Origin of the sequence: Cryobacterium sp. M96, assembly GCF_002929845.1 — a bacterium.
In the GTDB taxonomy this organism is placed as follows: Bacteria; Actinomycetota; Actinomycetes; order Actinomycetales; family Microbacteriaceae; genus Cryobacterium; species Cryobacterium sandaracinum.
Genome location: NZ_PJJS01000039.1, coordinates 26,209 through 48,060, shown reverse-complemented (window position 1 = coordinate 48,060; position 21,852 = coordinate 26,209). Strand labels below are relative to the sequence as shown.

22 protein-coding genes are annotated in these 21,852 nt (G+C 67.0%); 18 read left to right on the top strand and 4 right to left on the bottom strand.

The window, feature by feature from the left end:
* Window positions 1-2 precede the first annotated feature (2 nt).
* On the top strand, window positions 3-1,229 hold the full coding sequence (hemW, locus tag CXY79_RS04755) for a radical SAM family heme chaperone HemW (protein ID WP_104099999.1): 1,227 nt from the start codon (window positions 3-5) through the stop codon (window positions 1,227-1,229).
* A 2-nt stretch (window positions 1,230-1,231) separates the two neighbouring features.
* Here the strand turns inward: hemW and CXY79_RS04750 are convergent, their stop codons facing one another.
* Together CXY79_RS04750 and CXY79_RS04745 are read right to left on the bottom strand one after the other, a co-directional pair.
* Window positions 1,232-1,609, bottom strand: a complete 378-nt coding sequence (locus CXY79_RS04750) for a DUF4870 domain-containing protein (RefSeq protein WP_233191249.1) — start codon at window positions 1,607-1,609, stop codon at window positions 1,232-1,234.
* A gap of 36 nt (window positions 1,610-1,645) precedes the next feature.
* Window positions 1,646-2,092 carry a DUF4870 domain-containing protein gene (locus tag CXY79_RS04745; protein WP_104100032.1) on the bottom strand — a complete coding sequence of 149 codons (447 nt, stop codon included), beginning with the start codon at window positions 2,090-2,092 and terminating at the stop codon, window positions 1,646-1,648.
* 167 nt (window positions 2,093-2,259) lie between these two features.
* Between CXY79_RS04745 and hrcA the strand changes: the two genes are divergently transcribed.
* The 9 genes from hrcA (at window position 2,260) to leuA (ending at window position 11,447) form a co-directional block, all read left to right on the top strand.
* Window positions 2,260-3,297, top strand: coding sequence for a heat-inducible transcriptional repressor HrcA (hrcA, locus tag CXY79_RS04740; protein WP_104099998.1), 1,038 nt, complete (start codon window positions 2,260-2,262; stop codon window positions 3,295-3,297).
* A 66-nt stretch (window positions 3,298-3,363) separates the two neighbouring features.
* Complete coding sequence (dnaJ, locus tag CXY79_RS04735) at window positions 3,364-4,482, top strand: molecular chaperone DnaJ (RefSeq protein ID WP_104099997.1); 1,119 nt, start codon at window positions 3,364-3,366, stop codon at window positions 4,480-4,482.
* Window positions 4,483-4,488: 6 nt separating this feature from the next.
* A complete protein-coding gene (locus CXY79_RS04730) occupies window positions 4,489-5,229 on the top strand; it encodes a 16S rRNA (uracil(1498)-N(3))-methyltransferase (protein ID WP_104099996.1) in 741 nt (246 codons plus the stop codon).
* Window positions 5,230-5,251: 22 nt separating this feature from the next.
* Entirely contained in the window at window positions 5,252-5,629 is a 378-nt protein-coding gene (locus CXY79_RS04725) for an HIT domain-containing protein (RefSeq protein WP_104099995.1), read from the top strand.
* A 49-nt stretch (window positions 5,630-5,678) separates the two neighbouring features.
* Window positions 5,679-6,695: a PhoH family protein gene (locus tag CXY79_RS04720; RefSeq protein ID WP_104100031.1), complete on the top strand. Its 1,017-nt coding sequence runs from the start codon at window positions 5,679-5,681 to the stop codon at window positions 6,693-6,695.
* Window positions 6,692-7,159, top strand: a complete 468-nt coding sequence (gene ybeY / locus CXY79_RS04715) for an rRNA maturation RNase YbeY (RefSeq protein ID WP_104099994.1) — start codon at window positions 6,692-6,694, stop codon at window positions 7,157-7,159. Before CXY79_RS04720 ends, ybeY begins: the two co-directional genes overlap by 4 nt.
* A complete protein-coding gene (locus tag CXY79_RS04710; RefSeq protein WP_104099993.1) occupies window positions 7,156-8,472 on the top strand; it encodes a hemolysin family protein in 1,317 nt (438 codons plus the stop codon). The genes ybeY and CXY79_RS04710 overlap by 4 nt, the downstream gene beginning before the upstream one ends.
* A complete protein-coding gene (gene era, locus CXY79_RS04705; RefSeq protein ID WP_104099992.1) occupies window positions 8,465-9,367 on the top strand; it encodes a GTPase Era in 903 nt (300 codons plus the stop codon). Before CXY79_RS04710 ends, era begins: the two co-directional genes overlap by 8 nt.
* Before the next feature lie 307 nt (window positions 9,368-9,674).
* A complete protein-coding gene (gene leuA, locus CXY79_RS04695) occupies window positions 9,675-11,447 on the top strand; it encodes a 2-isopropylmalate synthase (RefSeq protein WP_104099990.1) in 1,773 nt (590 codons plus the stop codon).
* 168 nt (window positions 11,448-11,615) lie between these two features.
* On the opposite strand, the gene CXY79_RS04690 is transcribed toward leuA, so the two are convergent.
* Together CXY79_RS04690 and CXY79_RS04685 are read right to left on the bottom strand one after the other, a co-directional pair.
* Window positions 11,616-12,356: a hypothetical protein gene (locus CXY79_RS04690; RefSeq protein ID WP_174720215.1), complete on the bottom strand. Its 741-nt coding sequence runs from the start codon at window positions 12,354-12,356 to the stop codon at window positions 11,616-11,618.
* A gap of 110 nt (window positions 12,357-12,466) precedes the next feature.
* Entirely contained in the window at window positions 12,467-13,165 is a 699-nt protein-coding gene (locus CXY79_RS04685) for a trimeric intracellular cation channel family protein (RefSeq protein WP_233191248.1), read from the bottom strand.
* A gap of 78 nt (window positions 13,166-13,243) precedes the next feature.
* Between CXY79_RS04685 and recO the strand changes: the two genes are divergently transcribed.
* The 8 genes from recO (at window position 13,244) to CXY79_RS04650 (ending at window position 21,837) form a co-directional block, all read left to right on the top strand.
* Window positions 13,244-13,966, top strand: coding sequence for a DNA repair protein RecO (recO, locus tag CXY79_RS04680; protein ID WP_104099989.1), 723 nt, complete (start codon window positions 13,244-13,246; stop codon window positions 13,964-13,966).
* Window positions 13,963-14,793, top strand: a complete 831-nt coding sequence (locus CXY79_RS04675) for an isoprenyl transferase (RefSeq protein ID WP_104099988.1) — start codon at window positions 13,963-13,965, stop codon at window positions 14,791-14,793. The genes recO and CXY79_RS04675 overlap by 4 nt, the downstream gene beginning before the upstream one ends.
* Before the next feature lie 40 nt (window positions 14,794-14,833).
* Window positions 14,834-15,493 carry a DsbA family protein gene (locus CXY79_RS04670; protein ID WP_104099987.1) on the top strand — a complete coding sequence of 220 codons (660 nt, stop codon included), beginning with the start codon at window positions 14,834-14,836 and terminating at the stop codon, window positions 15,491-15,493.
* Window positions 15,490-15,615: a hypothetical protein gene (locus CXY79_RS16710; protein ID WP_255409015.1), complete on the top strand. Its 126-nt coding sequence runs from the start codon at window positions 15,490-15,492 to the stop codon at window positions 15,613-15,615. Before CXY79_RS04670 ends, CXY79_RS16710 begins: the two co-directional genes overlap by 4 nt.
* Window positions 15,616-15,660: 45 nt before the next feature.
* Complete coding sequence (dusB, locus tag CXY79_RS04665) at window positions 15,661-16,833, top strand: tRNA dihydrouridine synthase DusB (protein ID WP_104099986.1); 1,173 nt, start codon at window positions 15,661-15,663, stop codon at window positions 16,831-16,833.
* A complete protein-coding gene (locus CXY79_RS04660; protein WP_174721875.1) occupies window positions 16,826-18,076 on the top strand; it encodes a deoxyguanosinetriphosphate triphosphohydrolase in 1,251 nt (416 codons plus the stop codon). The genes dusB and CXY79_RS04660 overlap by 8 nt, the downstream gene beginning before the upstream one ends.
* A gap of 94 nt (window positions 18,077-18,170) precedes the next feature.
* Window positions 18,171-20,033, top strand: coding sequence for a DNA primase (gene dnaG / locus CXY79_RS04655; RefSeq protein ID WP_104099984.1), 1,863 nt, complete (start codon window positions 18,171-18,173; stop codon window positions 20,031-20,033).
* A 166-nt stretch (window positions 20,034-20,199) separates the two neighbouring features.
* A complete protein-coding gene (locus tag CXY79_RS04650) occupies window positions 20,200-21,837 on the top strand; it encodes an ABC transporter substrate-binding protein (RefSeq protein WP_104099983.1) in 1,638 nt (545 codons plus the stop codon).
* Window positions 21,838-21,852: the final 15 nt, after the last annotated feature.

Below are 21,852 nucleotides of genomic sequence, written 5' to 3'. Positions count from 1 at the left end.
GCATGGGCAGTGCCCTTCCCCTCGGCGACTCCGCACCCAGCGACGGACTGCTGCCGGCCTCGGCCGCCGTGGGAGCAGCCCAGCGCGATTTCGGCGTCTACCTGCACGTGCCGTTCTGCCGGGTCCGCTGCGGCTACTGCGACTTCAACACCTATACCGCCACCGAGTTGCGCGGCGCAAACCAGCATGACTATGCCGGCCAGGCGATCACCGAGGTCCAGTCGGCCGGCCGGATCCTGACTCAGTCGGGCGTGCCGGCCCGCCAGGCGGCGACCGTCTTCTTCGGCGGCGGCACCCCCACCCTGCTCCCGGCCGACGACCTGGTGCGGATGCTGGAGGCCGTGCGCTCCACCTGGGGGATCGCACCCGGCGCCGAGGTGACCACCGAGGCGAACCCCGACTCCGTCGACGCCGCCTACCTCGGCCGCCTCGCCGAGTCCGGCTTCACCCGGGTATCCTTCGGCATGCAGTCCGCGGTACCGAGCGTGCTGGCCACCCTCGAGCGCACCCACGACCCCGAGCGGGTGCCGCTTGTGGTGCAGTGGGCGCGCGAGGCCGGCCTCGACGTGTCCCTCGACCTGATCTACGGCACACCGGGGGAGACCCTCGTCGATTGGCGCACCAGCCTCGAGCACGCCATCCGGCAGGCTCCCACCCACGTCAGCGCCTACTCGCTTATCGTCGAGGAGGGCACCAAGCTGGCCCGCCAGATCAAGCGCGGCGAACTGGCCCCTGTCGATGACGACGTTCAGGCCGAGTTCTATGAGCTGGCCGACGACCTACTGTCCTCGGCAGGCTACGGCTGGTATGAGGTCAGCAACTGGGCGACGGATGACGCGCACCGCTCGCGCCACAACCTCGCCTACTGGCGCAGCCAGGACTGGTGGGGTGTGGGGCCCGGAGCCCACAGCCACATCGGTGGGGTGCGCTGGTGGAACGTCAAGCATCCGTCGGCCTACGGCGATCGGATTCGCGCCGGCGACTCACCGGCCGCCGGGCGGGAGACCCTCGATGCGGCCACTCAGGAGGTGGAGCGGGTGCTCTTGCTCACCCGAATCCGCGAGGGTATCCCCATCGACTCGCTCAGCCCGCTCAGGCGCCACGAGGTGGCGGGACTCATCGCCGACGAACTCATCGACGCGAAAGCAGCCCTCTTCGGCTCGATCGAACTGACCCTCAGAGGACGCCTCCTGGCGGATGCCGTCGTGCGCCGCCTGCTCGCCGACTGAACTCAGTTCACGAACTTGATCGACAGCGGATACGTGTAGTACTCGCCCCGGTTTGCGGCCAAGGCGGCCAAGATGCCGAACACGACCATCAGAACGGAGGCAGCCAGGAGAACGAGGTAGCCGACGAGGATGATCGTCAGGACGCCGCCGACCGCGTAGGCGATCAGGAGCGTGAGCTGGAAGTTCAGTGCGGTCGCGGTGTGTGCCCGGATGAACGGGCCGCGGTCCTTGAGCACGATGTAGCCGATCAGGGCCGGCACGAAATAGAACAGAATGCCGCCGACGTGCACGAGGGTGGCCCACAGTTTCTCGTCGGCCGGGTTCATCGGGGTGGGAGCCTGGTTCGGGTTGGGCGGCGGTGGTGGGGTGGAATTGGTCATTGGTGCTCCTTCTGAAGAAAAACCGAGTGCGCCGGGCTACTTGATCAGGCGCAGGGCGAACGGGTACCGGTAGTGGTTGCCGTCCTTCGCCTGGAGGTAGCCGAGCACCGAGAAGACAACACCGAGGATGTACAGCACCCCGGCGAGACCGCCGATGACGCCGCCGATGCCGAATGTGAGAAAGCCGATGACCGTCGCAATAAAGTTGATCGCGAAGTAGCCGATCAGAAGCGTGATCTGAAAGTTGAGCGCTTCCTTCGCCTCGACGTTGGTCAGAGGTCCGCGGTCCTTGAAGAGCAGCCACAGCACCAGGGACGGCACGAACATGAGGATCCCGCCCAGATGTGCGAGGGACGCCCATTGGCGGTCATCCGCCTCCGTCAGGGGTGCCGACGGTCCCGGGGCGGCAGGCTGGTAGGGCGGTTGCGGCGGCCGTTGGCCCTGGTACGGATCATCGGGTCCGGGACCAGTGAAATTACTCATGATCATGCCTTTCAGTGCACCGGGGAAGAGGTGCTACATGCCTAAGTTACTGCGCCCCAACATTGGGGAGCAATGGGTAAGCCCAGCCGGTCGCGGTATGATTGGCAGTCACATACCGCGAGTGCCAATCGATGCTGCACTCGCGACGCTGGGAGGAGGCGAGCGCTATGGTGTCCGATCGCAGTCTCGAAGTCCTGCGTGTGATCGTTCAGGACTATGTAGCCTCCCGCGAACCCGTCGGTTCCAAATCTATCGTCGACCGGCATTCCTTCGGGGTCTCGGCGGCCACGATCCGCAACGACATGGCCTTGCTCGAAGAGGAAGAGTTGATCGCGGCTCCGCACACCTCGTCGGGCCGCATCCCCACCGATAAGGGCTACCGCCTGTTCGTCGACCATCTCGCCGATCTGCGCCCGCTCTCGGCGGCGCAGCGCCAAGCCATCGAGACGTTCCTCGGTCAGTCGGCCGACCTTGACGAGGTGCTGGCCCGCAGCGTGCGGCTGCTCTCGCAGCTCACCCATCAGGTCGCCCTGGTGCAGTATCCGTCGCTGTCCCGCGCGAAGGTGCGCCACATCGAACTGGTGCCCCTGTCCGAGACTCGCCTCCTGTCGGTTCTGATCACGGATGCCGGACGGGTCGAGCAACGCGTCGTCGACCTGCCCCGGCCCCTGGCTGAACCCGTTCTGATCGAACTGCGCACCCGGTTGAATTCTGCCCTGGTCGGGCTCGGCATGAGCGAGGCCGCCAGCACCCTTACCGGCAGCTCTCTCACCGCCGGCTCCGGCCTCGGCCCGATCGAGCAGCAGGAGGCGGTGGATCTGATCACCGGCACCCTGCGGGACCAGGTCGGCGCGAACAGGCAGGACCGGCTCGTGATGGCCGGCGCCGCCAACCTCGTGCGCACTGAGGAAGACTTCACCGGCAGCATTTTCCCGGTGCTCGAGGCCATCGAGGAACAGGTCGTGCTTCTGCGGCTGTTCGGCGAGATGGCCTCTGACCAGCACGGCGTGTCCGTCAGTATCGGCCGGGAGAATGCCCCGTTCGGTCTGGCCGAGACATCCGTGCTCACCAGCGGCTACTCCTCGCAGGGCGGCAATCTGGCGCGCCTCGGCGTACTCGGCCCCACTCGGATGGACTACTCGAACAACATGGCGGCCGTCCGTGCGGTCGCCCGCTACCTTTCACGCCTTCTCGGCGAGAATTGACCAGTTCCCCTCGGCCCAGAAGCCGGCGGAACACCACATTTCAGAACAGACCTAGGAGAGCCAGCTTTGGCTGACCATTACGAAGTACTCGGCGTTGCCCGCGACGCCTCGACCGACGAGATCAAGAAGGCCTACCGCAGGCTGGCCCGGCAGCTGCACCCCGACGTGAACCCGGGCGCGGATGCATCCGAGCGCTTCAAATCCGTCACGCACGCCTACGACGTGCTCAGCGACGTCAAGCAACGCGACAACTACGACCGTGGCGGCAACGGCCGCTCGGGCGGCGGCGGAGGCGCCGGTTTCGACGGCAACTTCGGCAACTTCGGCGACATTTTCGAGACCTTCTTCGGCGGCGGGGGATCCAGCCGCGGGCCTCGGTCGCGCCGAGAGCGCGGCCAGGATGCCCTGATCCGGGTCGACCTCGACCTCGATGAGATCATCTTCGGCACGCACCGGGAGCTCGAGGTCGACACGGCCATCATGTGCGCGACCTGCAGCGGCACGTGCTGCCAGCCGGGCACCGCGCCCGTCACCTGCGACATCTGCCACGGCACCGGCACCATCCAGCGCGCCGTGCGGTCGCTGCTCGGCAATGTCATGACGAGCAGCCCCTGCGGTTCCTGCCGCGGCTACGGCACGATCATCGCCACTCCCTGCGTCACCTGCCAGGGCCAGGGCCGCGTGCGAGCGCGTCGCACGGTCCCCGTCGACATCCCGGCGGGGGTCGACACGGGCCTGCGCCTGCAGATGCCCGGCAGCGGCGAGGCTGGTCCGGCCGGCGGTCCCAACGGCGACCTCTACCTTGAGATGAAGGTGCGCCACCACGACGTGTTCAGCCGTGACGGCGACGACCTGCTCTGCACCCTCGAGGTGCCGATGACGGATGCCATCCTCGGCAGATCCGCGACCGTCAAGGCGCTCGACGGCGACATCGAGGTCGAGCTCAGGCCGGGCACGCAGAGCGCCGAGATCATCACGGTCAAGGACCGCGGCGTAACCCGTCTGCGCGGGAACGGACGCGGCGACCTGAAGGTCGGCGTGCACGTGGTCACGCCGACCCGTCTCGACCACAAGGAGCGGGAGCTGATCGAGGCCTTTGCGGCCCGCCACAAGGCGCCGGTTCCTGCCCTCAGCGCCTTTCAGCAGGGACTTTTCGCCAAGCTGCGCGATCGGTTTCGCGGCTAGGCGTCGATGGCACACTTCTTCATCGATGAGGCGCTCCACGCCGCCGATTGCGTGCCGGGGGCGGTCATCGGCATCGGCGGCGCCGAGGCCCGGCACGCGGTCACCGTCAGCCGGGTGCGCCCGGGCGAGCGCCTGCAGATCGGGAACGGGGCCGGGCTCATGCTCGCCGCCACCGTCGTTGACGCAGATGCGAGGCTGCTGACCCTGCGCGTTGAGACGGTGACCGTGACCGCGCTGCTGACGCCGCGCATCCGTCTGGTCCAGGCTCTCGCCAAGGGAGACCGGGACGAATTGGCTGTGCAGGCGGCCACGGAGCTCGGCATCGACGGGGTGATCCCGTGGGCCGCATCCCGCTCCGTGACGCGCTGGGAGGGAGCCAAAATCAAGAAGGGCCGGGATCGCTGGTCCAGCATCGTGCGCGAGGCCTCGAAACAGTCGATTCGCGCGTGGCTGCCCACGGTCGGGGAACCGGCGAGCACCAAAATGCTGGCCGAGCTGGCCGGCACTACCCGGATGCTGCTGCTGGAGCCCACCGCGAGCGAACGGCTGACCTCGCAGGCGGCGCCGACCGACGACCGGGATATCCTGCTCGTCGTCGGACCCGAGGGCGGCATCTCCCCGGCCGAGCTGACCCTGCTCGAGCAGGCAGGCGCCACCCGGGTGCGCCTGGGCGACAATGTGCTGCGCACCTCCACCGCCGGCCCGGCCGCCCTCTCCATCCTGAACGTGACGCTCGGCCGCTGGTAGCGCGTGAGCTTAAGATAGAGACATGTCTTCCACCGGCCAAGAACCGTCCATCTTCACTCGCATCGCCGCGCGCGAGGTCCCGGCGACCATCGTCGCCGAAACCGAACGGATCATCGCCTTCACCGATATCGCCCCGCAGGCGCCCGTGCATGTCGTCATCACGCCGAAAACATCCGAGTACAGCAACGTGGTCGAGCTCGCGGCCGGCGACCCCGGGCTGCTGACCGAACTCATCGAGGTGGCGGATGCTGTGGCGGCCCGGCTGTCCAACGGCCAGTTTCGGCTCGTGTTCAATACCGGCGCCAGCGTCGGGCAGACCGTTTTCCACGTCCACGCTCACCTGCTCGCTCCGCAGGCCGCCGGCGGAACCCTCGGGGAGGGAACGCTTGGTTTCCGGTGAGCCCGGGCCGGGCCAGGCCGAGGTGCACATCACGGTCGACGGCATTGCCATGGTGCGCCTGCTCGGCGCCGACGACCGTCTGCTCGCCGCCGTCGAGAAGGAACACCCCGGCGTCAGCGTGCACGTGCGCGGCAACGAGGTCACCCTGATCGGTGAGACCGAGCACGTCGAGGCGGCGCGTCGCCTGATCGAGGAGCTCCTGCTCATGGTGCGCGGCGGGCGTGACCTCGCCGAGTCCGAGGTGAGCACCTCCTCACGGATGCTCGACACGGACAGCTCCACGAGCCCTTCCGAACGTCTGGGCCCGGCCATCCTCAGCTCCCGCGGCAAGAGCATCCGCCCCAAGACCATCGGGCAGAAGGAATACGTGGACGCCATCGACACCGACACCATCGTGTTCGGGATCGGGCCGGCCGGAACCGGCAAGACCTACCTGGCAATGGCCAAGGCCGTGCAGGCGCTGCAGCGCAAGGAGGTCGAACGGATCATCCTCACCCGCCCGGCCGTCGAGGCCGGGGAACGACTCGGCTTCCTGCCGGGCAGCCTCACCGAGAAGATCGACCCGTACCTGCGCCCCCTGTACGACGCCCTGAACGAGATGATGGACCCGGAACTCGTGCCCAAACTGCTCGCAGCCGGAACCATCGAGGTGGCCCCGCTCGCCTATATGCGCGGCCGCACGCTCAACTCCTCCTTTGTCGTGCTCGATGAGGCGCAGAACACCACTGCCGAACAGATGAAGATGTTCCTCACCCGGTTGGGGTTCGGCTCGAAAATGGTCGTGACCGGGGACATCACTCAGATTGACCTTCCGGCGGGCTCGAGCGGGCTGCGCTTGGTGAGCCGGGTGCTCGACGGGGTCGACGACATCCGTTTCGTGCGTCTGAGCAGTGCCGACGTCGTGCGGCACTCCCTGGTCGGCCGGATCGTCGACGCCTGGACCGCATACGACGCGCAGAAGCAGGCCGAGCGCTACGAAAGCGATCAGGCGCGGGAATTCGCAGGTCGCGGACCCGGCCGCCCCAACACTCCCCGCGACCGCCTTCCGAAACGGAGATCCTCTTGAGCATCGAAATCAACAACGAATCGACTATCCCGGTCGATGAGGCCGCCATCCTGCGTCTGGCCGCCTACGCTCTGGACTCCATGCACGTGCACTCTGACGCCGAACTGGCGATCGTCCTCGTCGACGAGGGTGCGATGGAGCAGCTGCACGTGCAATGGATGGATGAGCCGGGCCCCACCGACGTGCTCAGCTTCCCGATGGACGAATTGCGCCCGGGCACCGAAGACGCCGAGACCCCGCCGGGGCTGCTCGGCGATATCGTGCTCTGCCCGCAGGTGGCCCAGGGCCAGGCCGAGACAGCCGGGCACAGCGCCCTCGAGGAACTCCTGCTGCTCACCACGCACGGCGTGCTGCACCTGCTCGGATTCGACCACGTGGAACCCGCCGAGGAGAAGGAAATGTTCGGCATCCAGCGAGACATCCTGATCGGCTTCGCCCTGCAGGAACGCCTCCGCGACCGATGATCGGGTGGTTTCTCACGGCGGCCATCCTGTTGGTCGCCTTCGGCGGCCTGATGGCCGCGGTGGACTCCGCCGTCACGAGCCAATCCCGGGCCGACATTCTTGACCTGGCCGAGAAGTCCCGTGCCAAGCGCTCCCTGACGGCGATCGCCGCCGACACCGGGGCGCACCTGAACACGATCAATTTTGTACGGATCATCGCCGAGACCACGGCGGCCGTGCTGGTGACCCTCGTCTTCGCGACCACGATCGAGGAGCTGTGGCTGGCACTGCTACTGTCCTCCCTGCTGATGACCGCGGTCTCCTTCGTGCTCGTCGGCGCCAGCCCGCGCAGCGTGGGCCGGGCCCACCCCGTGGAGTTGCTCTCCGCGACCGCCCCGCTGGTGCACTTCCTCCGGGTGCTCCTCGGCCCCATCGCCAACGCGCTTGTCGCCCTCGGCAACCGGGTCACCCCCGGGCGCACCCGGCTGGCCACGTTCACGTCGGAGGACCAGCTGCTCAGCATGGTCGACGAGGCCACCGAGCTCGATGTACTCGAGGAGGACGACCGGGAACTGATCCACTCGATCTTCGAGTTCAACGAGACCGTCGTGCGCGAGGTGATGATTCCGCGCACCGACATGGTCACCATCGAAGCGGACTCATCGATGGGCGCGGCGATGGGCCTGTTCCTGAGTAAGGGCTTCTCCCGGGTGCCGGTCATCGACGGCGAAGTGGATGACGTCACGGGCATCCTGTACCTGCGCGATGTGGCCCGGCTCGTCTACGAGCGGCCGCCGAACGCGGAGAGCCTCACGGTGCGGGAGCTCGAGCGACCGGCCGTCTTCGTGCCCGAGTCGAAGAAAGCCGACGCGCTGCTCCGCCAGATGCAGCTCGAGTCAAACCACCTCGCGATGGTGGTCGACGAGTATGGTGGCATCGCCGGACTGGTTACCCTTGAAGACCTGATCGAGGAACTCGTGGGAGACATCTCCGACGAGTACGACCGCGACGTTGTGGAGGTCGAGGTACTCGGCGACGGTCGCTTCCGGGTGAGCGCGCGGCTTCCGGTCGACGAGCTCGGTGAACTGTTCGACCTGGAACTGGACGACGACGAGGTTGATTCGGTGGGTGGCCTGCTGGCCAAGGCCCTCGGGCGCTTGCCGGTGGCGGGCTCGGTCGCCAGGGCGAGCGGGTTGGTCCTCACCGCCGAACGCACCGAAGGCCGCCGCAAACGAATCAGCACCGTGCTGGTTGAACGAGACCAAGCGCTGATAGACGCGCAGAACGCATTCCTCGGAGTGTCGGACGATGAGAGAGTGAACGGTCATGACTGAAGTAGAAGGATTCCGAGCGGGGTTCGTGTCGTTCGTGGGACGCCCCAACGTGGGCAAATCCACGCTGACGAACGCGCTGGTCGGGGAGAAGGTCGCGATCACGTCGTCGAAGCCGCAGACCACCCGGCGCGCCATCCGCGGCATCGTGCACCAGAAGAACGGTCAGCTGATTCTGGTCGACACCCCGGGTATCCACAAGCCGCGCACCCTGCTGGGCGAACGACTGAACAGCCTCGTGCAGTCGACGCTGTCCGGCGTGGACGTGGTGGGCCTCTGCATTCCGGCCAACGAGCCGATCGGCCCGGGCGACCGGTTCATCAACGAGCAGCTGGACAACTTTCCGCGGGCCCGCAAGGTGGCCATCGTGACCAAGATCGACATGTCCTCCAAAACCAGTGTCGCCAACCAGCTCCTCGCCGTGTCACAGCTGCGTGACTGGGAGGCGATCGTGCCGATCTCGGCGACCAGCCGCATCCAGCTCGATATCCTCAGCGCAGAGCTGCTGCGCCTGCTGCCCTTGTCGGATGCCCCGCTCTACCCGGCCGACGCGGTCACCGACGAGAGCCTCGAGTCTCGCATCTCGGAGTACATCCGGGAGGCGGCGCTCGAGGGCGTCACCGACGAGCTGCCGCACTCGATCGCCGTGACGATTGACGACATCATCGAACGCGACGACCAGGAACTGGTCGAGATCTACGCGAACCTGTTCGTCGAGCGCGACAGCCAGAAGGGCATCATCATCGGCAAATCCGGCAGCCGGTTGAAGGATGTTGGTGTGCGCGCCCGCAAACAGATCGAACCGCTGGTGGGAAAGCGGGTCTTCCTCTCGCTCCGGGTCAAGGTCGCCAAGGAGTGGCAGCGCGACCCGAAACAGCTGGGCCGCCTCGGTTTCTAGCCGGCACTCCGCCAGCACCCCGAACCGCCAGCACCCCGAACGAATTCGACGGAGATTTTGCCTGTATCGGCCACGGACAGCCGGAAACCTGCCATTTCCCGAAATTCTCCGTCGAATTCGTGCAACGCCGGATGCGATCGGGTGGCGTGACCCGATCCGCTGCCGAGGGTGCTGCCGAGGGTGGTAGCCTGCACTTATGTTTTTCGGTGAGCTGCTTCTTCGCTGCCGCGACGAGTCCTAATCTGAGGCCTCCCTCGTCGCGGAGTTCGTCGTTGGCTACCCACCATTCGCGAGGAGATCCCAGATCATGAAAAACAATCAGACCGCATCCCAGATGCCGATTCACAAGTATCGCCCGTATCAGGAGCAGTTCACGATCGAGCTGCCCGACCGCACCTGGCCGGACAAGCACATCACCGCGGCCCCGCGCTGGTGCGCCGTCGACCTGCGGGATGGCAACCAGGCGCTGATCGATCCGATGAGCCCCGAGCGCAAGCGCATCATGTTCGACATGCTCGTGCGGATGGGCTACAAGGAGATCGAGGTCGGCTTCCCGTCGGCCAGCCAGACCGACTTCGACTTCGTGCGCAGCCTGATCGACGGAAATGCCATTCCAGACGACGTGACCATCCAGGTGCTCACCCAGGCGCGCGAGCACCTGATCCGGCGCACCTACGAGTCGATCGCGGGCGCCAGGCAGGCCATCGTCCACCTCTACAACTCCACCAGCGTGCTGCAGCGCAAGGTCGTGTTCCGCGAAGACAAGCAGGGCATCATCGACATCGCGTTGGCCGGCGCGCGTCTCTGCCGCGCCGCCGAGGCATCCGTCCCCGGCACCACGGTCTACTACGAGTACTCCCCGGAGAGCTACACCGGTACCGAGCTGGGATTCGCCGTCGACGTCTGCAACCGGGTGCTGGAGGTCCTCGAGCCCACGCCGGAGCGCAAGGTCATCATCAACCTGCCCGCGACCGTCGAGATGGCCACACCCAACGTCTACGCCGACTCCATCGAGTGGATGTCCCGCCACCTCGCCCACCGCGAGAACGTGCTCATCTCCCTGCACCCGCACAACGACCGCGGCACAGCCATCGCGGCCGCGGAATTGGGCTACCTGGCCGGGGCCGACCGCATCGAAGGCTGCCTGTTCGGCAACGGGGAGCGCACGGGCAACGTCGACCTGGTGGCGTTGGGCGTCAACCTGTTCACCCAGGGCATCGACCCGCAGATCGACTTCAGCAACATCGACGAGGTCAAGCGCACCGCGGAGTACTGCAACCAGCTGCCTGTGCCCGAGCGCAGCCCCTGGGCCGGCGACCTGGTCTTCACCGCGTTCAGCGGCTCGCACCAGGACGCCATCAAGAAGGGCTTCGAGGCCATGGCAGTGGATGCCGCCACGCAGGACTGCGGCGTCGACGACCTGCTCTGGGCGGTCCCATACCTGCCGATCGACCCGAAGGACCTCGGACGCAGCTACGAAGCCGTGATCCGGGTCAACTCCCAGTCCGGCAAGGGCGGCGTGGCCTACCTGCTCAAGACCGACCACGCCCTGGACCTGCCGCGCAAGCTGCAGATCGAATTCTCCGGCGTCGTGCAGTCCAAGACCGACCAGGAGGGCGGCGAGGTCACCAGTGAGCAGATCTGGGAGATCTTCAACGACGAGTACCTGCCGGCCAGCCACACCACGCCCGACGCCAAGTGGGGTCGGTTCGAGCTGCACGCCACGCGCACCTCGAGCGACCTCTCCGGTTCGGTCGAACTGTCCGTTGACCTGCGCGACGACACGACCGTGTCCAGCGCGGTCGGCGCGGGCAACGGCCCGATCGCGGCGTTCCTCGGCGTGATGGCCGAACGCGGCATCGCCATCACCCTCTACGACTTCGTCGAGCACGCCATGTCGGCAGGCGGCGACGCCCTCGCCGCGGCCTACGTCGAACTCGACGTCAACGGCACGCGGTTCTGGGGCGTCGGCATCGACGCGGACATCTCGACCGCCTCGCTCAAGTCGGTGGTGTCGGCGGTCAACCGCGGCATCCGCGCCGAGGCCGGCAAGCGGTCTCTGGCGGACGCGACCGCCTGACCCCGGGTAGCCTCAGCCGGCACGTGAACTCAGCCGGCACGTGAACTCAGCCGGCACGTGAACTCAGTCGGCGCGTGAGCAGAAAATCGTCAGCCCGGCCGAGTGCCTTCCCCGGGGGAGGCGCTCGGCCGGAGCGATGGTTCTCGGCTGCGTGCTGTCAGTCCGGCTCTAGACCCGCGCCGTGTCCTTCGTCTTCGCCCGGTGCGTCGGAGCCACGTGAGTCGGGTCGGCAGTCGCCCTGGCCGGTCGTGCCTTGGGCGCAGGGGTCAGCACCATCGTGCAGTCGTCGATCGCGCCGGCGAGCAGGTCGTAGAGCTGGCCGTCCGGGTCGGGAACGCACGCTTCCGCGATGCCCTGCACGGACACCCGGATGATGGTCTCCGCCGTGCGGTCCGTGAACTTGCTCCGAGACCAGGATCCCATCGAGGCGATGAAGTCTCGCGCCCACCGTTCGGTCGCCGGTGCCGCGTCAAACGAATTGCGGATGCGCAGGGCGACGTCGTCGGGAATGGTGCCGTTGGCCTCGGTCAGGTACCGTTCGCAGTTGAGGATCCCCACGGCAAGGGCCCGTTGGTGGTCTGCACTCGTGACCGGGAGCGCGGATGTGGCCGCCCGCAGAGCGATCAGCAAGCGCACCCGTGCGTTGTCCCCGCGCAGACCGATCACCGACGGGATCAGCGGGACCAGCCGGGCCCGGGCGGTGTCCGACGTGCAGTCGTTCACCATCCGAGCGACGGAGGCGAGTAACGGATGAGTGCAGGCAGGGTGGTCACTCCAGGCCACTCCGGCGAGATAGGAGGCGAACTCCATGAAACAGGCGCCGGAACGTGGGTTTCTGTGCTTGCCTCGGGACAGGACCGGCATCAAATCCGGCATCGAATCGGGCACGTTGCCCTTCATCATGTTCATGAGGTTCCTCCAAACGACGTGAGATCTTCTTACCAGTCTGACCCGGGACGCAATGAAAGGCGAGAGCGGAATCCGTCGTTTGTGGACCAGTTTCGGGCCCGTTCGGGGCCTCAGGCGCCGCGGTTCCTGCGCCGCCGGAAGGCGACGATATTGTCGCGCCGCCACCGGGGCCAACTGCCGATCGCGCGCTGCTGCGGCAGGCTCCAGCCGTATCGCGCGGCGAGGATCCGGATGACCGTCGTCACCACGACGCAGGCGATCCCGGCGATGGTGATGGGCACCTGCAGCATGAAGAGCACCACGAGCAGGCCGCTGCCGACCCCGGCCGCGACGGCGTAGAACGAGCCGACGTGCATCACGGCGATCGGCACGTTCAGCATCATGTCCCGCAGGGCCGACCCACCCACCGCCGTGACGACCCCGACGAACAGGGCGGGGATCTCCGGCAGGCCGACGGCGAGTGCCTTGCTCGTGCCGAGGGCGCCGAACAGCCCGATGGTCACGGCGTCGAGGGCGATGATGAACGGGCCGAGCCGGTTGAACAGGCTCTGCAGCAGCATGCCGAGCAGAGCCGCCCCCGCGCACACCGGCAGGTACCAGTTACTCTGCAGCGCGGCCGGCACGCCGCCCAGCAGGATATCGCGGAGCAAACCGCCGCCGAGCCCCACGGTGACGCCGATCAGCGCGATGCCGAGCAGGTCGAAGCGGCGGTCGGTGAAGCGACCGGCGAACATGGCGCCCTGCACGGCTCCGATGGCCACGGCCGTGAGGTCGAGCCAGAGCGGGATGAAGAATGAGGTGGAGGGCACCCCTAATGAAACCACTGAAACGGTGGGTATCGGCGCGCTTGACGACCCCGCGCTCCCGCCAGGTGGGAGAATTCAGGGGTGCCTGTCTACCGTGATGATGTCGTCGTGCTGCGCACCCAGAAACTGGGCGAAGCCGACCGCATCGTCACCATGCTCACGCGCCAGCACGGGAAGGTGCGCGCGGTAGCCAAGGGTGTGCGCCGCACCGCGTCGAAATTCGGGGCCCGGCTCGAACCGTTCATGGTCGCCGACGTGCAGCTTTGGGAGGGGCGGAGCCTCGACGTCATCACGCAGGCGGAGTCCATCGCTTCTTACGGAGCCCTGATCACGGCCGACTACCCGAGCTACACGGCGGCCAGCGCCATGGTCGAAACCGCCGACAAGCTCACCGAGGCGGAGGGTTCGCTGCAGCAGTACCTGCTGCTCGTGGGTGCCCTCCGGTCGCTCTCCCGCCGTGAGCACGGCGCCGGCCTTACCCTCGACTCCTATCTGCTCCGAGCACTGTCGATGGCCGGCTGGGCACCCAGTTTCCAGGACTGCGCACGGTGCGGAGCCCGGGGAGCCCACTCAGCGATGGTTGTGCAGGCTGGCGGGATCGTCTGCGACGATTGCGCAGCCCCTGGTTCGCCGAGGCTCGATCCGGCCACCATCACCCTGCTCGGCTCCCTCCTGACCGGCGACTGGGAGCACACCAAATCCACCCCTCCCCAGACCAGAGCCCAGGCCACCGGGGTTGTCGCCGCCTACACGCAGTGGCACCTCGGGCGCGGCCTTCGATCGTTGGAACACGTGAGTCGATGACCCCTGCGCCCTTCCTCAATCCCTTCGGCCAGAAGCCCCTGACCCACAAGGATGCGGTGCCGTTCAAACCCTTGGACTGGACGGGCCTGTACCCGCCCGCCCTGCCGAAGCAGGCCGTTCCCGAGCACGTGGCGGTCGTGATGGACGGCAACGGCCGGTGGGCGAACGCGCGCGGGCTGCCTCGGGTGGAAGGCCACAAGGCGGGGGAGGCTGCGCTTCTCGACGTCGTCGCCGGGGCCATCCAGATCGGCGTCAAACACCTGAGCGTCTACGCGTTCTCCACCGAGAACTGGAAGCGGTCACCCGACGAGGTTCGCTTCCTGATGGGATTCAACCGGGACGTCCTGCACCGCCGGCGCGATCAGCTCAACGAATGGGGGGTGCGCGTGCGGTGGGCCGGACGCAAGCCCCGGCTGTGGGCATCCGTCATCAAGGAACTGCAGTTCGCCGAACGGCTGACCACCGGGAACGACGTGCTCACCCTCACCATGTGCGTGAACTACGGCGGGCGCACCGAGATCGCGGATGCCGTGCGCGCCTTGGCTGAGGACGTGGCCGCAGGCAGGCTGAAGCCCGCCGGGATCACCGAGAAGTCGATCCAGCGGTACCTGTACACCGCGGACCTCCCCGACGTGGACCTGTTCCTGCGCAGTTCGGGGGAGCAGCGCACCAGCAACTTTCTGCTCTGGCAGAGCGCCTACGCGGAGATGGTGTTTTTGGACACCCTCTGGCCGGACTTCGGCCGTGGGGACCTGTGGCGGGCGATCGAGCTCTACGCGGCCCGTAACCGCCGCTACGGCGGCGCCGTGGACGCGCCGACCGTCTAGGCCGGGAATACAACGTGGGGCTCCATCGGTTGACCTCACAGTGAGTGAAGCCATTAAAGTAGACATCTGGTCCGACGTTCAGTGCCCCTGGTGCTACATCGGAAAGCGCAAGTTCGAGGCCGGGGCGGCCCTGTTCGACGGGAACGTCGAGGTTGAGTATCACAGCTTTGAACTCGCCCCGGATACCCCGGTCGACTTCGATGGCAGCCCCGTCGACTACCTCAGTCAGCGCAAGGGCCTGCCGGTCGCCGAGGTCGAGCAGATGCTCGAGCACGTCACCGGCATTGCCGAGAGCGTCGGGCTGCACTACGACTACGACTCCGTGCATCAGACCAACACTGTCATCTCGCACGAGCTGCTGCACTACGCGAAGGCGCACGGCCGCCAGCTCGACATGAAAGAACGACTGCTTAAGGCCTACTTCGTCGACGGCCGCCACGTCGGCCGGATCGCCGACCTCGCAGACCTCGCCGCCGAAATCGGCCTGGACCGTGACGACGTCATCCGCGCCCTGACCGCCCACGACTTCCTCGCGGATGTCAAGGCCGACGTCGCTCAGGCCAGCGCCTACGGCATCCAGGGGGTGCCCTTCTTCGTCATCGACGGCAAATACGGGATCTCCGGCGCCCAGGACCCCGACACCTTCGCCCAGGCCCTCCGCCAGGCGCACACCGAAAAATCCGAGGAGAAGAACAAATGAGCGACGCACCAGACACCACCGCCCCGGTCGCCCCCGCCGAGGCCGCGTCCGTTCCCACGATCGAACTTCTCGGCCAAGCCGCGGCCGGCGGATGCTGCGGCGGCGGCTCCTGCGGCGTCTAGCCGGGTCGTCAGGTAGGCGTCCCGGCGTGGGGGAGAATTGAACGGATGACTTCCGTAACCCAGACCAGCCCGGCGAACCTCACGATCGGCCCGCTCACGCTCGACGTGCCCGTCGTTCTCGCGCCCATGGCAGGGATTACCAACACGGCGTTTCGTCGTCTGTGCCGTGAATACGGCGCAGGCCTCTATGTCAGCGAGATGATAACCTCCCGTGCGCTGGTCGAACGCACGCCGGAGTCGATGCGACTGATCAACCATCACGAGAGCGAAAAGACCCGCTCAATCCAGCTGTACGGCGTGGACCCGAAGACCGTCGCCGAGGCGGTCACCCTGCTTGTGGCCGAGGACCGGGCCGACCACATCGACCTCAACTTCGGCTGCCCGGTTCCCAAGGTCACCCGCAAGGGCGGCGGCGCCGCCCTGCCCTGGAAGCTCGGGCTCTTCCGTCAGATCGTCGAGGGTGCCGTCACCGCGGCCGGTGACGTGCCGGTCACCGTCAAGATGCGCAAGGGCATCGACTCCGATCATCTGACCTATCTGGAGGCCGGCAAGGCGGCCGAGGGCGCCGGTGTCGCGGCCATCGCCCTGCATGCCCGCACGGCCGCCGAGTACTACTCCGGCCAGGCCGACTGGTCCGCCATCGCGACCCTCAAGAAAACCGTCACCAGCGTGCCCGTGCTCGGCAACGGTGACATCTGGTCCGCCGAGGACGCCCTGCGCATGGTCGCGGAGACCGGCTGTGACGGCGTCGTCGTCGGGCGTGGCTGCCTGGGCCGCCCCTGGCTGTTTGGTGACCTCGCCGCGGCTTTCCGCGGCGGCGAGTTCGGCGCGGCGGCTGCCAGGATCCAGCCCAACCTGGGCCAGGTCGCCGACGCCTTCCGCCGCCACGCGGTGCTCTTGACCGAATTCTTCGAGAGCGAGGAGCGAGCCTGCCGGGACATCCGCAAGCATGTGGCCTGGTATTTCAAGGGCTACCCGGTCGGCGGCGACCTGCGGGCGAGCCTGGCCTCGGTCGTCTCGCTCGCGCAGCTCGACGATCTGCTGGGCACCCTCGACGGCGATCAGGACTACCCCGGCGAGGGCGCCGAGGGGCCCCGGGGTCGGGCCGGCAGCCCGAAGAAAACCTCACTTCCTGAACACTGGCTCGACTCCCAGGAGCTGGTGTCGGCGGAACGCGCCAATCTGACCGAAGGTGAAGGGGACACAAGCGGTGGCTAATGAGACCGGATACAGCAGGCACGACGAGGAACGCTGGCTGCCTGAGGAGCACGGCTCCAGGCGCAGCGATTTCGCTCGCGACCGGGCCCGGCTTTTGCACTCGAGCGCTCTGCGCCGGTTGGCCGCGAAGACCCAGGTGCTGAGCCCGGCCGCCGGTCTCGATTTCGCGCGCAACCGACTCACCCATTCTCTCGAGGTCGCCCAGGTCGGGCGCGAACTCGCTCTGCGGCTGGGCCTCGACCCGGACATCGTCGACACCGCCTGCCTGGCGCACGACATCGGCCATCCGCCCTTCGGCCACAACGGCGAGAAGGCCCTCAACACCTGGTCCGCAGACATCGGCGGCTTCGAGGGTAACGCGCAGACGCTCCGCCTGCTCACCCGACTCGAACCCAAGGTCTTCGGCCGTCACGGCCGCAGCTATGGGCTCAATCTCACCCGGGCGAGCCTCGACGCGAGCTGCAAATACCCCTGGCCGGCCGACTCGTCGGTCGCCGATCCGAGCGGCCGCGCCAAGTACGGCTTCTACCCGGACGACAGGGAGGCCTTCGAGTGGATGCGCTCCGGCGCCGCGGAGCGCCGGCGCTGCATCGAGGCGCAGGTGATGGACCTCTCCGACGACATCGCGTATTCCGTGCACGATTTCGAGGACGCCGTCGTCAACGGCTACATCGACGTCGGCCAGCTCGGCAGCCGGACCAACCACGAGTCGCTTCTGGCCACGATGACCGAGTGGACCGGCGATGGTCTCTCCGAGGAGGACCTGGCCGACGCCTTCGACCGGCTGGACTCGCTCAACGCCTGGCTTGAGACCTGGTCGGGCAGCCGCCGCGACCAAGGCCTGCTGAAGAACTTGACCAGCCAGCTGATCGGCCGCTTCAGCGGTGCCGCCGTGCGCGCCACCCGCGACGCCAACCCGGGGGGCGACCTGATTCGGTTCGGCGCACACGTGGTCGTGCCGCGGGAGGTCGAGGCGGAGATCGCCGTGCTCAAGGGCATCGTGGCGACCTTCGTGATGACGCGACAGACCCGCAAGCCCATCTATGTGGAGCAGAGGCAGGTGCTCACCCTGTTGGCGCGCACGCTGCACGCGACGGGGGACGAACACCTCGACGCGGGATACCGGGAGGACTGGCACGCAGCCGCCGACGCCGCAGCCCGCAAACGCGTCGTCGTCGACCAGGTCGCCAGCCTTACCGACCAGTCCGCGCTGGCCTGGTACGAACGCCTGGTAAAGCACTGACCCGCGCGAACAACAGCACGGACAGCACGGGCAGCACCGCACAGAACGACGACACCACACCGAACACCGACACGGGCAGGACTAACATTCAGCTATGGCAGGCCTGATTCGACAAAACGACATCGAAGAGGTCAAGGCCCGCACCAACATCGCCGACATCGTCGGCGACTACGTGAGTCTCAAGTCCGCCGGCGTGGGATCGATGAAGGGGCTGTGCCCCTTTCACGACGAGCGCAGCCCAAGCTTCCACGTGCGCCCACAGGTCGGTTTCTACCACTGCTTCGGTTGCGGCGAGAGCGGCGACGTCTACTCCTTTCTGCAGAAAATGGACCACGTCAGTTTCAGTGAGGCCGTCGAACGGCTCGCCGGCCGGGTCGGTATCGAGTTGCACTACGAGGGCGGCGCCGGCGAGGCTCCCGACCACACCAATCGGGCCCGCCTGTACGCCGCCAACCAGGCCGCGGCCGACTTCTTCGTGGAACGCCTCGGCAGCCCCGGCGCCCTGGTCGGGCGTACTTTCCTCGGCGAACGCGGCTTCGACTCCCTCGCGGCCGCCCGGTTCGGGGTCGGCTTCGCCCCGAAAAGCTGGGACGAGCTCACCAACCACCTGCGCGCCAGGGGGTTCTCCACCGAGGAACTCACGCTGTCCGGTCTCGTTTCCAGCGGCGACCGCGGCGTGTACGACCGGTTCCGCGGCCGCCTGGTCTGGCCGATCCGGGACATCACCGGGCAGACCATCGGCTTCGGGGCGCGTCGGCTCCTCGACGACGACAAGGGACCCAAATATCTGAATACCCCCGAAACGCCGATCTACCACAAGTCCCAGGTGCTCTACGGGCTTGACCTCGCCAAACGCGACATTTCCCGAGGCCACCAGGTCGTCGTCGTGGAGGGCTACACCGACGTCATGGCCTGCCACCTTGCCGGGGTGACGACCGCGGTCGCCACCTGCGGCACATCCTTCGGGGTCGATCACATCAAGGTGCTGCGTCGCGTGCTCGGCGACGACAGCGGGGTCGGCGAGGTCGTGTTCACGTTCGATCCGGATGCCGCCGGCCAGAAGGCCGCCGTGCGCGCATTCAGCGAGGAGCAGCGTTTCTCCGCCCAGACGTACGTGGCCGTCGCGCCCGAGGGACTGGACCCGTGCGACCTGCGACTGCACCGCGGCGATGACGCCGTGCGCCGACTGATCGACTCGAAAAAGCCCATGTTCGAATTCATGATCCGGCAGTTGCTCGGCCAATACAACCTCGACACGGTGGAGGGTCGCGTCGCCGCGCTTCGCGCCGCGGCGCCGATCGTCGGCGACATCCGTGACCCGACCCTGCGACCCGGTTACACGCACGAGCTGGCGCGCATGCTCGGCATGGAGCTCGGCGAGGTCGGCAAGGCCGTCTCCGCCGCCCTGTCGCGCTCCCGGAGCATCGGTACGGCCACTCCGGGAGCTCGGCCGGGGGAGAACGAGCCGGTGCCCCGGGAGCAGCCGTTCTCCATGATCGAGCTGGCGACCGACCCCGTCACCCGGCTGGAACGCGACGGCCTGATGGCCATGCTGCAGCGCCCTACCGTCGTCGGGGTGGATCTGATCCAGCGCGCCGCGGCCACGAACTTCGTGAACACCTCCCTGGCAGTGGTGCGCGACGCCATCGCGGCCACCGCGCCCCACCACGACGCCGTCGACTGGCTCGACCGCATCGTCGCCGAGGTCCCGGCCACGCTGGAAAACCTGGTCAAGGAGTTGGCGATGGCTTCCCTGCCCGAACGGTCCGAACGCGAAATCGGCCGCTACGTGCGCGACATCACCGTGGCCCTGATCGACCGGGACCTGCTTCGCCAGAAAGCCGAACTGCTCGGTCGGCTCCAGCGCGCGGATGCGACCAATCGCGACGTCTATGTGGCACTCCAGCGGGAGCTGGTGCGAGTCGAGGCCGAGCGCCGCAACCTCCGGGAGGATTAGACCGGGCTCGTCTCGCCCGGCTCCTCCTTGGTTGCAGCTCGATAAAGATGCATCGTATTGCGCCGGGACACCGCGCATTCTGTGCTATTTCTTTTCCTACAGCAATGCTGGCCGTGCACGATTCCTGCGCCCGGCATCGGTTTTCTAGAGGAAGAGGCTCACGGCTATGGCATTCTCATCCACTTCACGCGCGAGAGGGCTCAGTGCCGCCGCGGTTGTCGCGGTCGCCGCGTTGACCCTGGCGGGCTGCTCCGCCGGCGGAACCGACGACGAGACCAGCTCGGGTGGCGAAGCCATCACGATCGGCACGACCGACAAGATCACGTCGCTCGACCCGGCCGGTTCCTACGACAACGGCTCGTTCGCGGTGCAGAACCAGGTCTTCCCATTCTTGATGAACACGCCCTACGGCAGTCCGGACGTCGAGCCCGACATCGCCACGGCCGCCGCGTTCACCAGCCCCAACGAGTACACGGTCACCCTCAAGCCCGGTCTGAAGTGGGCCAACGGCAACGAACTCACCTCCTCCGACGTCAAGTTCACCTTCGACCGCCAGCTGGCGATCGCGGACGACAACGGCCCCTCCTCGCTGCTCTACAACCTGGACAGCGTCGCGGCCCCCGATGACACCACGGTTGTCTTCACCCTCAAGCAGGCGGACGACCAGATCTTCCCGCAGATCCTGTCCAGCCCGGCTGGCCCCATCGTCGACGAGGACACCTTCTCGGCCACGAAGCTCACGCCGGACCAGGACATCGTCGACGCCAACGCGTTCGCCGGCCAGTACGTCATCACCAGCTACGACTTCAACAACCTGGTCGGCTACAAGGCCAACTCGGACTACGAGGGTCTCCTGGGCGCGGCCAAGACCGACGTCGTCAACGTGAAGTACTACGCCGACGCCTCCAATCTGAAGCTCGAAGTGCAGCAGGGTGATATCGACGTGGCGTTCCGTAGCCTGTCGGCCACCGACATCGAGGACCTGCGCGGCAACGACAAGGTCAAGGTCGTCGACGGACCCGGCGGCGAACTCCGCTACATCGTCTTCAACTTCGACACCCAGCCGTTCGGCGCCAAGACCGCCGAGGCCGACCCGGCCAAGGCCCTTGCCGTGCGCCAGGCCGTGGCCGACCTGGTCGACCGCGACGAAATCGCCGAGCAGGTCTACAAGGGCACGTACACCCCGGTGTACTCCTACGTTCCCGCCGGACTGACCGGTGCCACCGAGTCCCTCAAGGGCCTCTACGGCGACGGTGAGGGTGCCCCCGACGTCGACAAGGCCGCGGCAACCCTCAAGTCCGCCGGCGTGACCGGTCCGGTAAAGCTCAACCTCCAGTACAGTAACGACCACTACGGCCCGTCGTCCGGCGACGAGTACGCCCTGGTCAAAGACCAGCTGGAAGCCTCGGGCCTCTTCACCGTCGACCTGCAGACCACCGAGTGGGTTCAGTACTCGAAGGACCGCACGACGGATGTCTACCCCATCTACCAGCTCGGTTGGTTCCCGGACTACTCTGACGCCGACAACTACCTGACCCCGTTCTTCCTCGAAGGCGGCTTCCTCAAGAACCACTACAGCGACACGGTGGTCGACGCCCTGATCCTGAAGCAGGCCGTCACCGCCGATCCCGCCGAGCGCACGAAGCTGATCGAGGAGATCCAGGACAAGGTCGCCGCGCAGCTGTCGACCGTGCCGCTGCTCCAGGGCGCCCAGGTTGCCGTCACCGGCCCCGATGTGACCGGAACCAGCGACACGCTCGACGCGTCGTTCAAGTTCCGTTACGCGGCACTGGTCAAAGGTTAGTTCGTCAACCGGTTA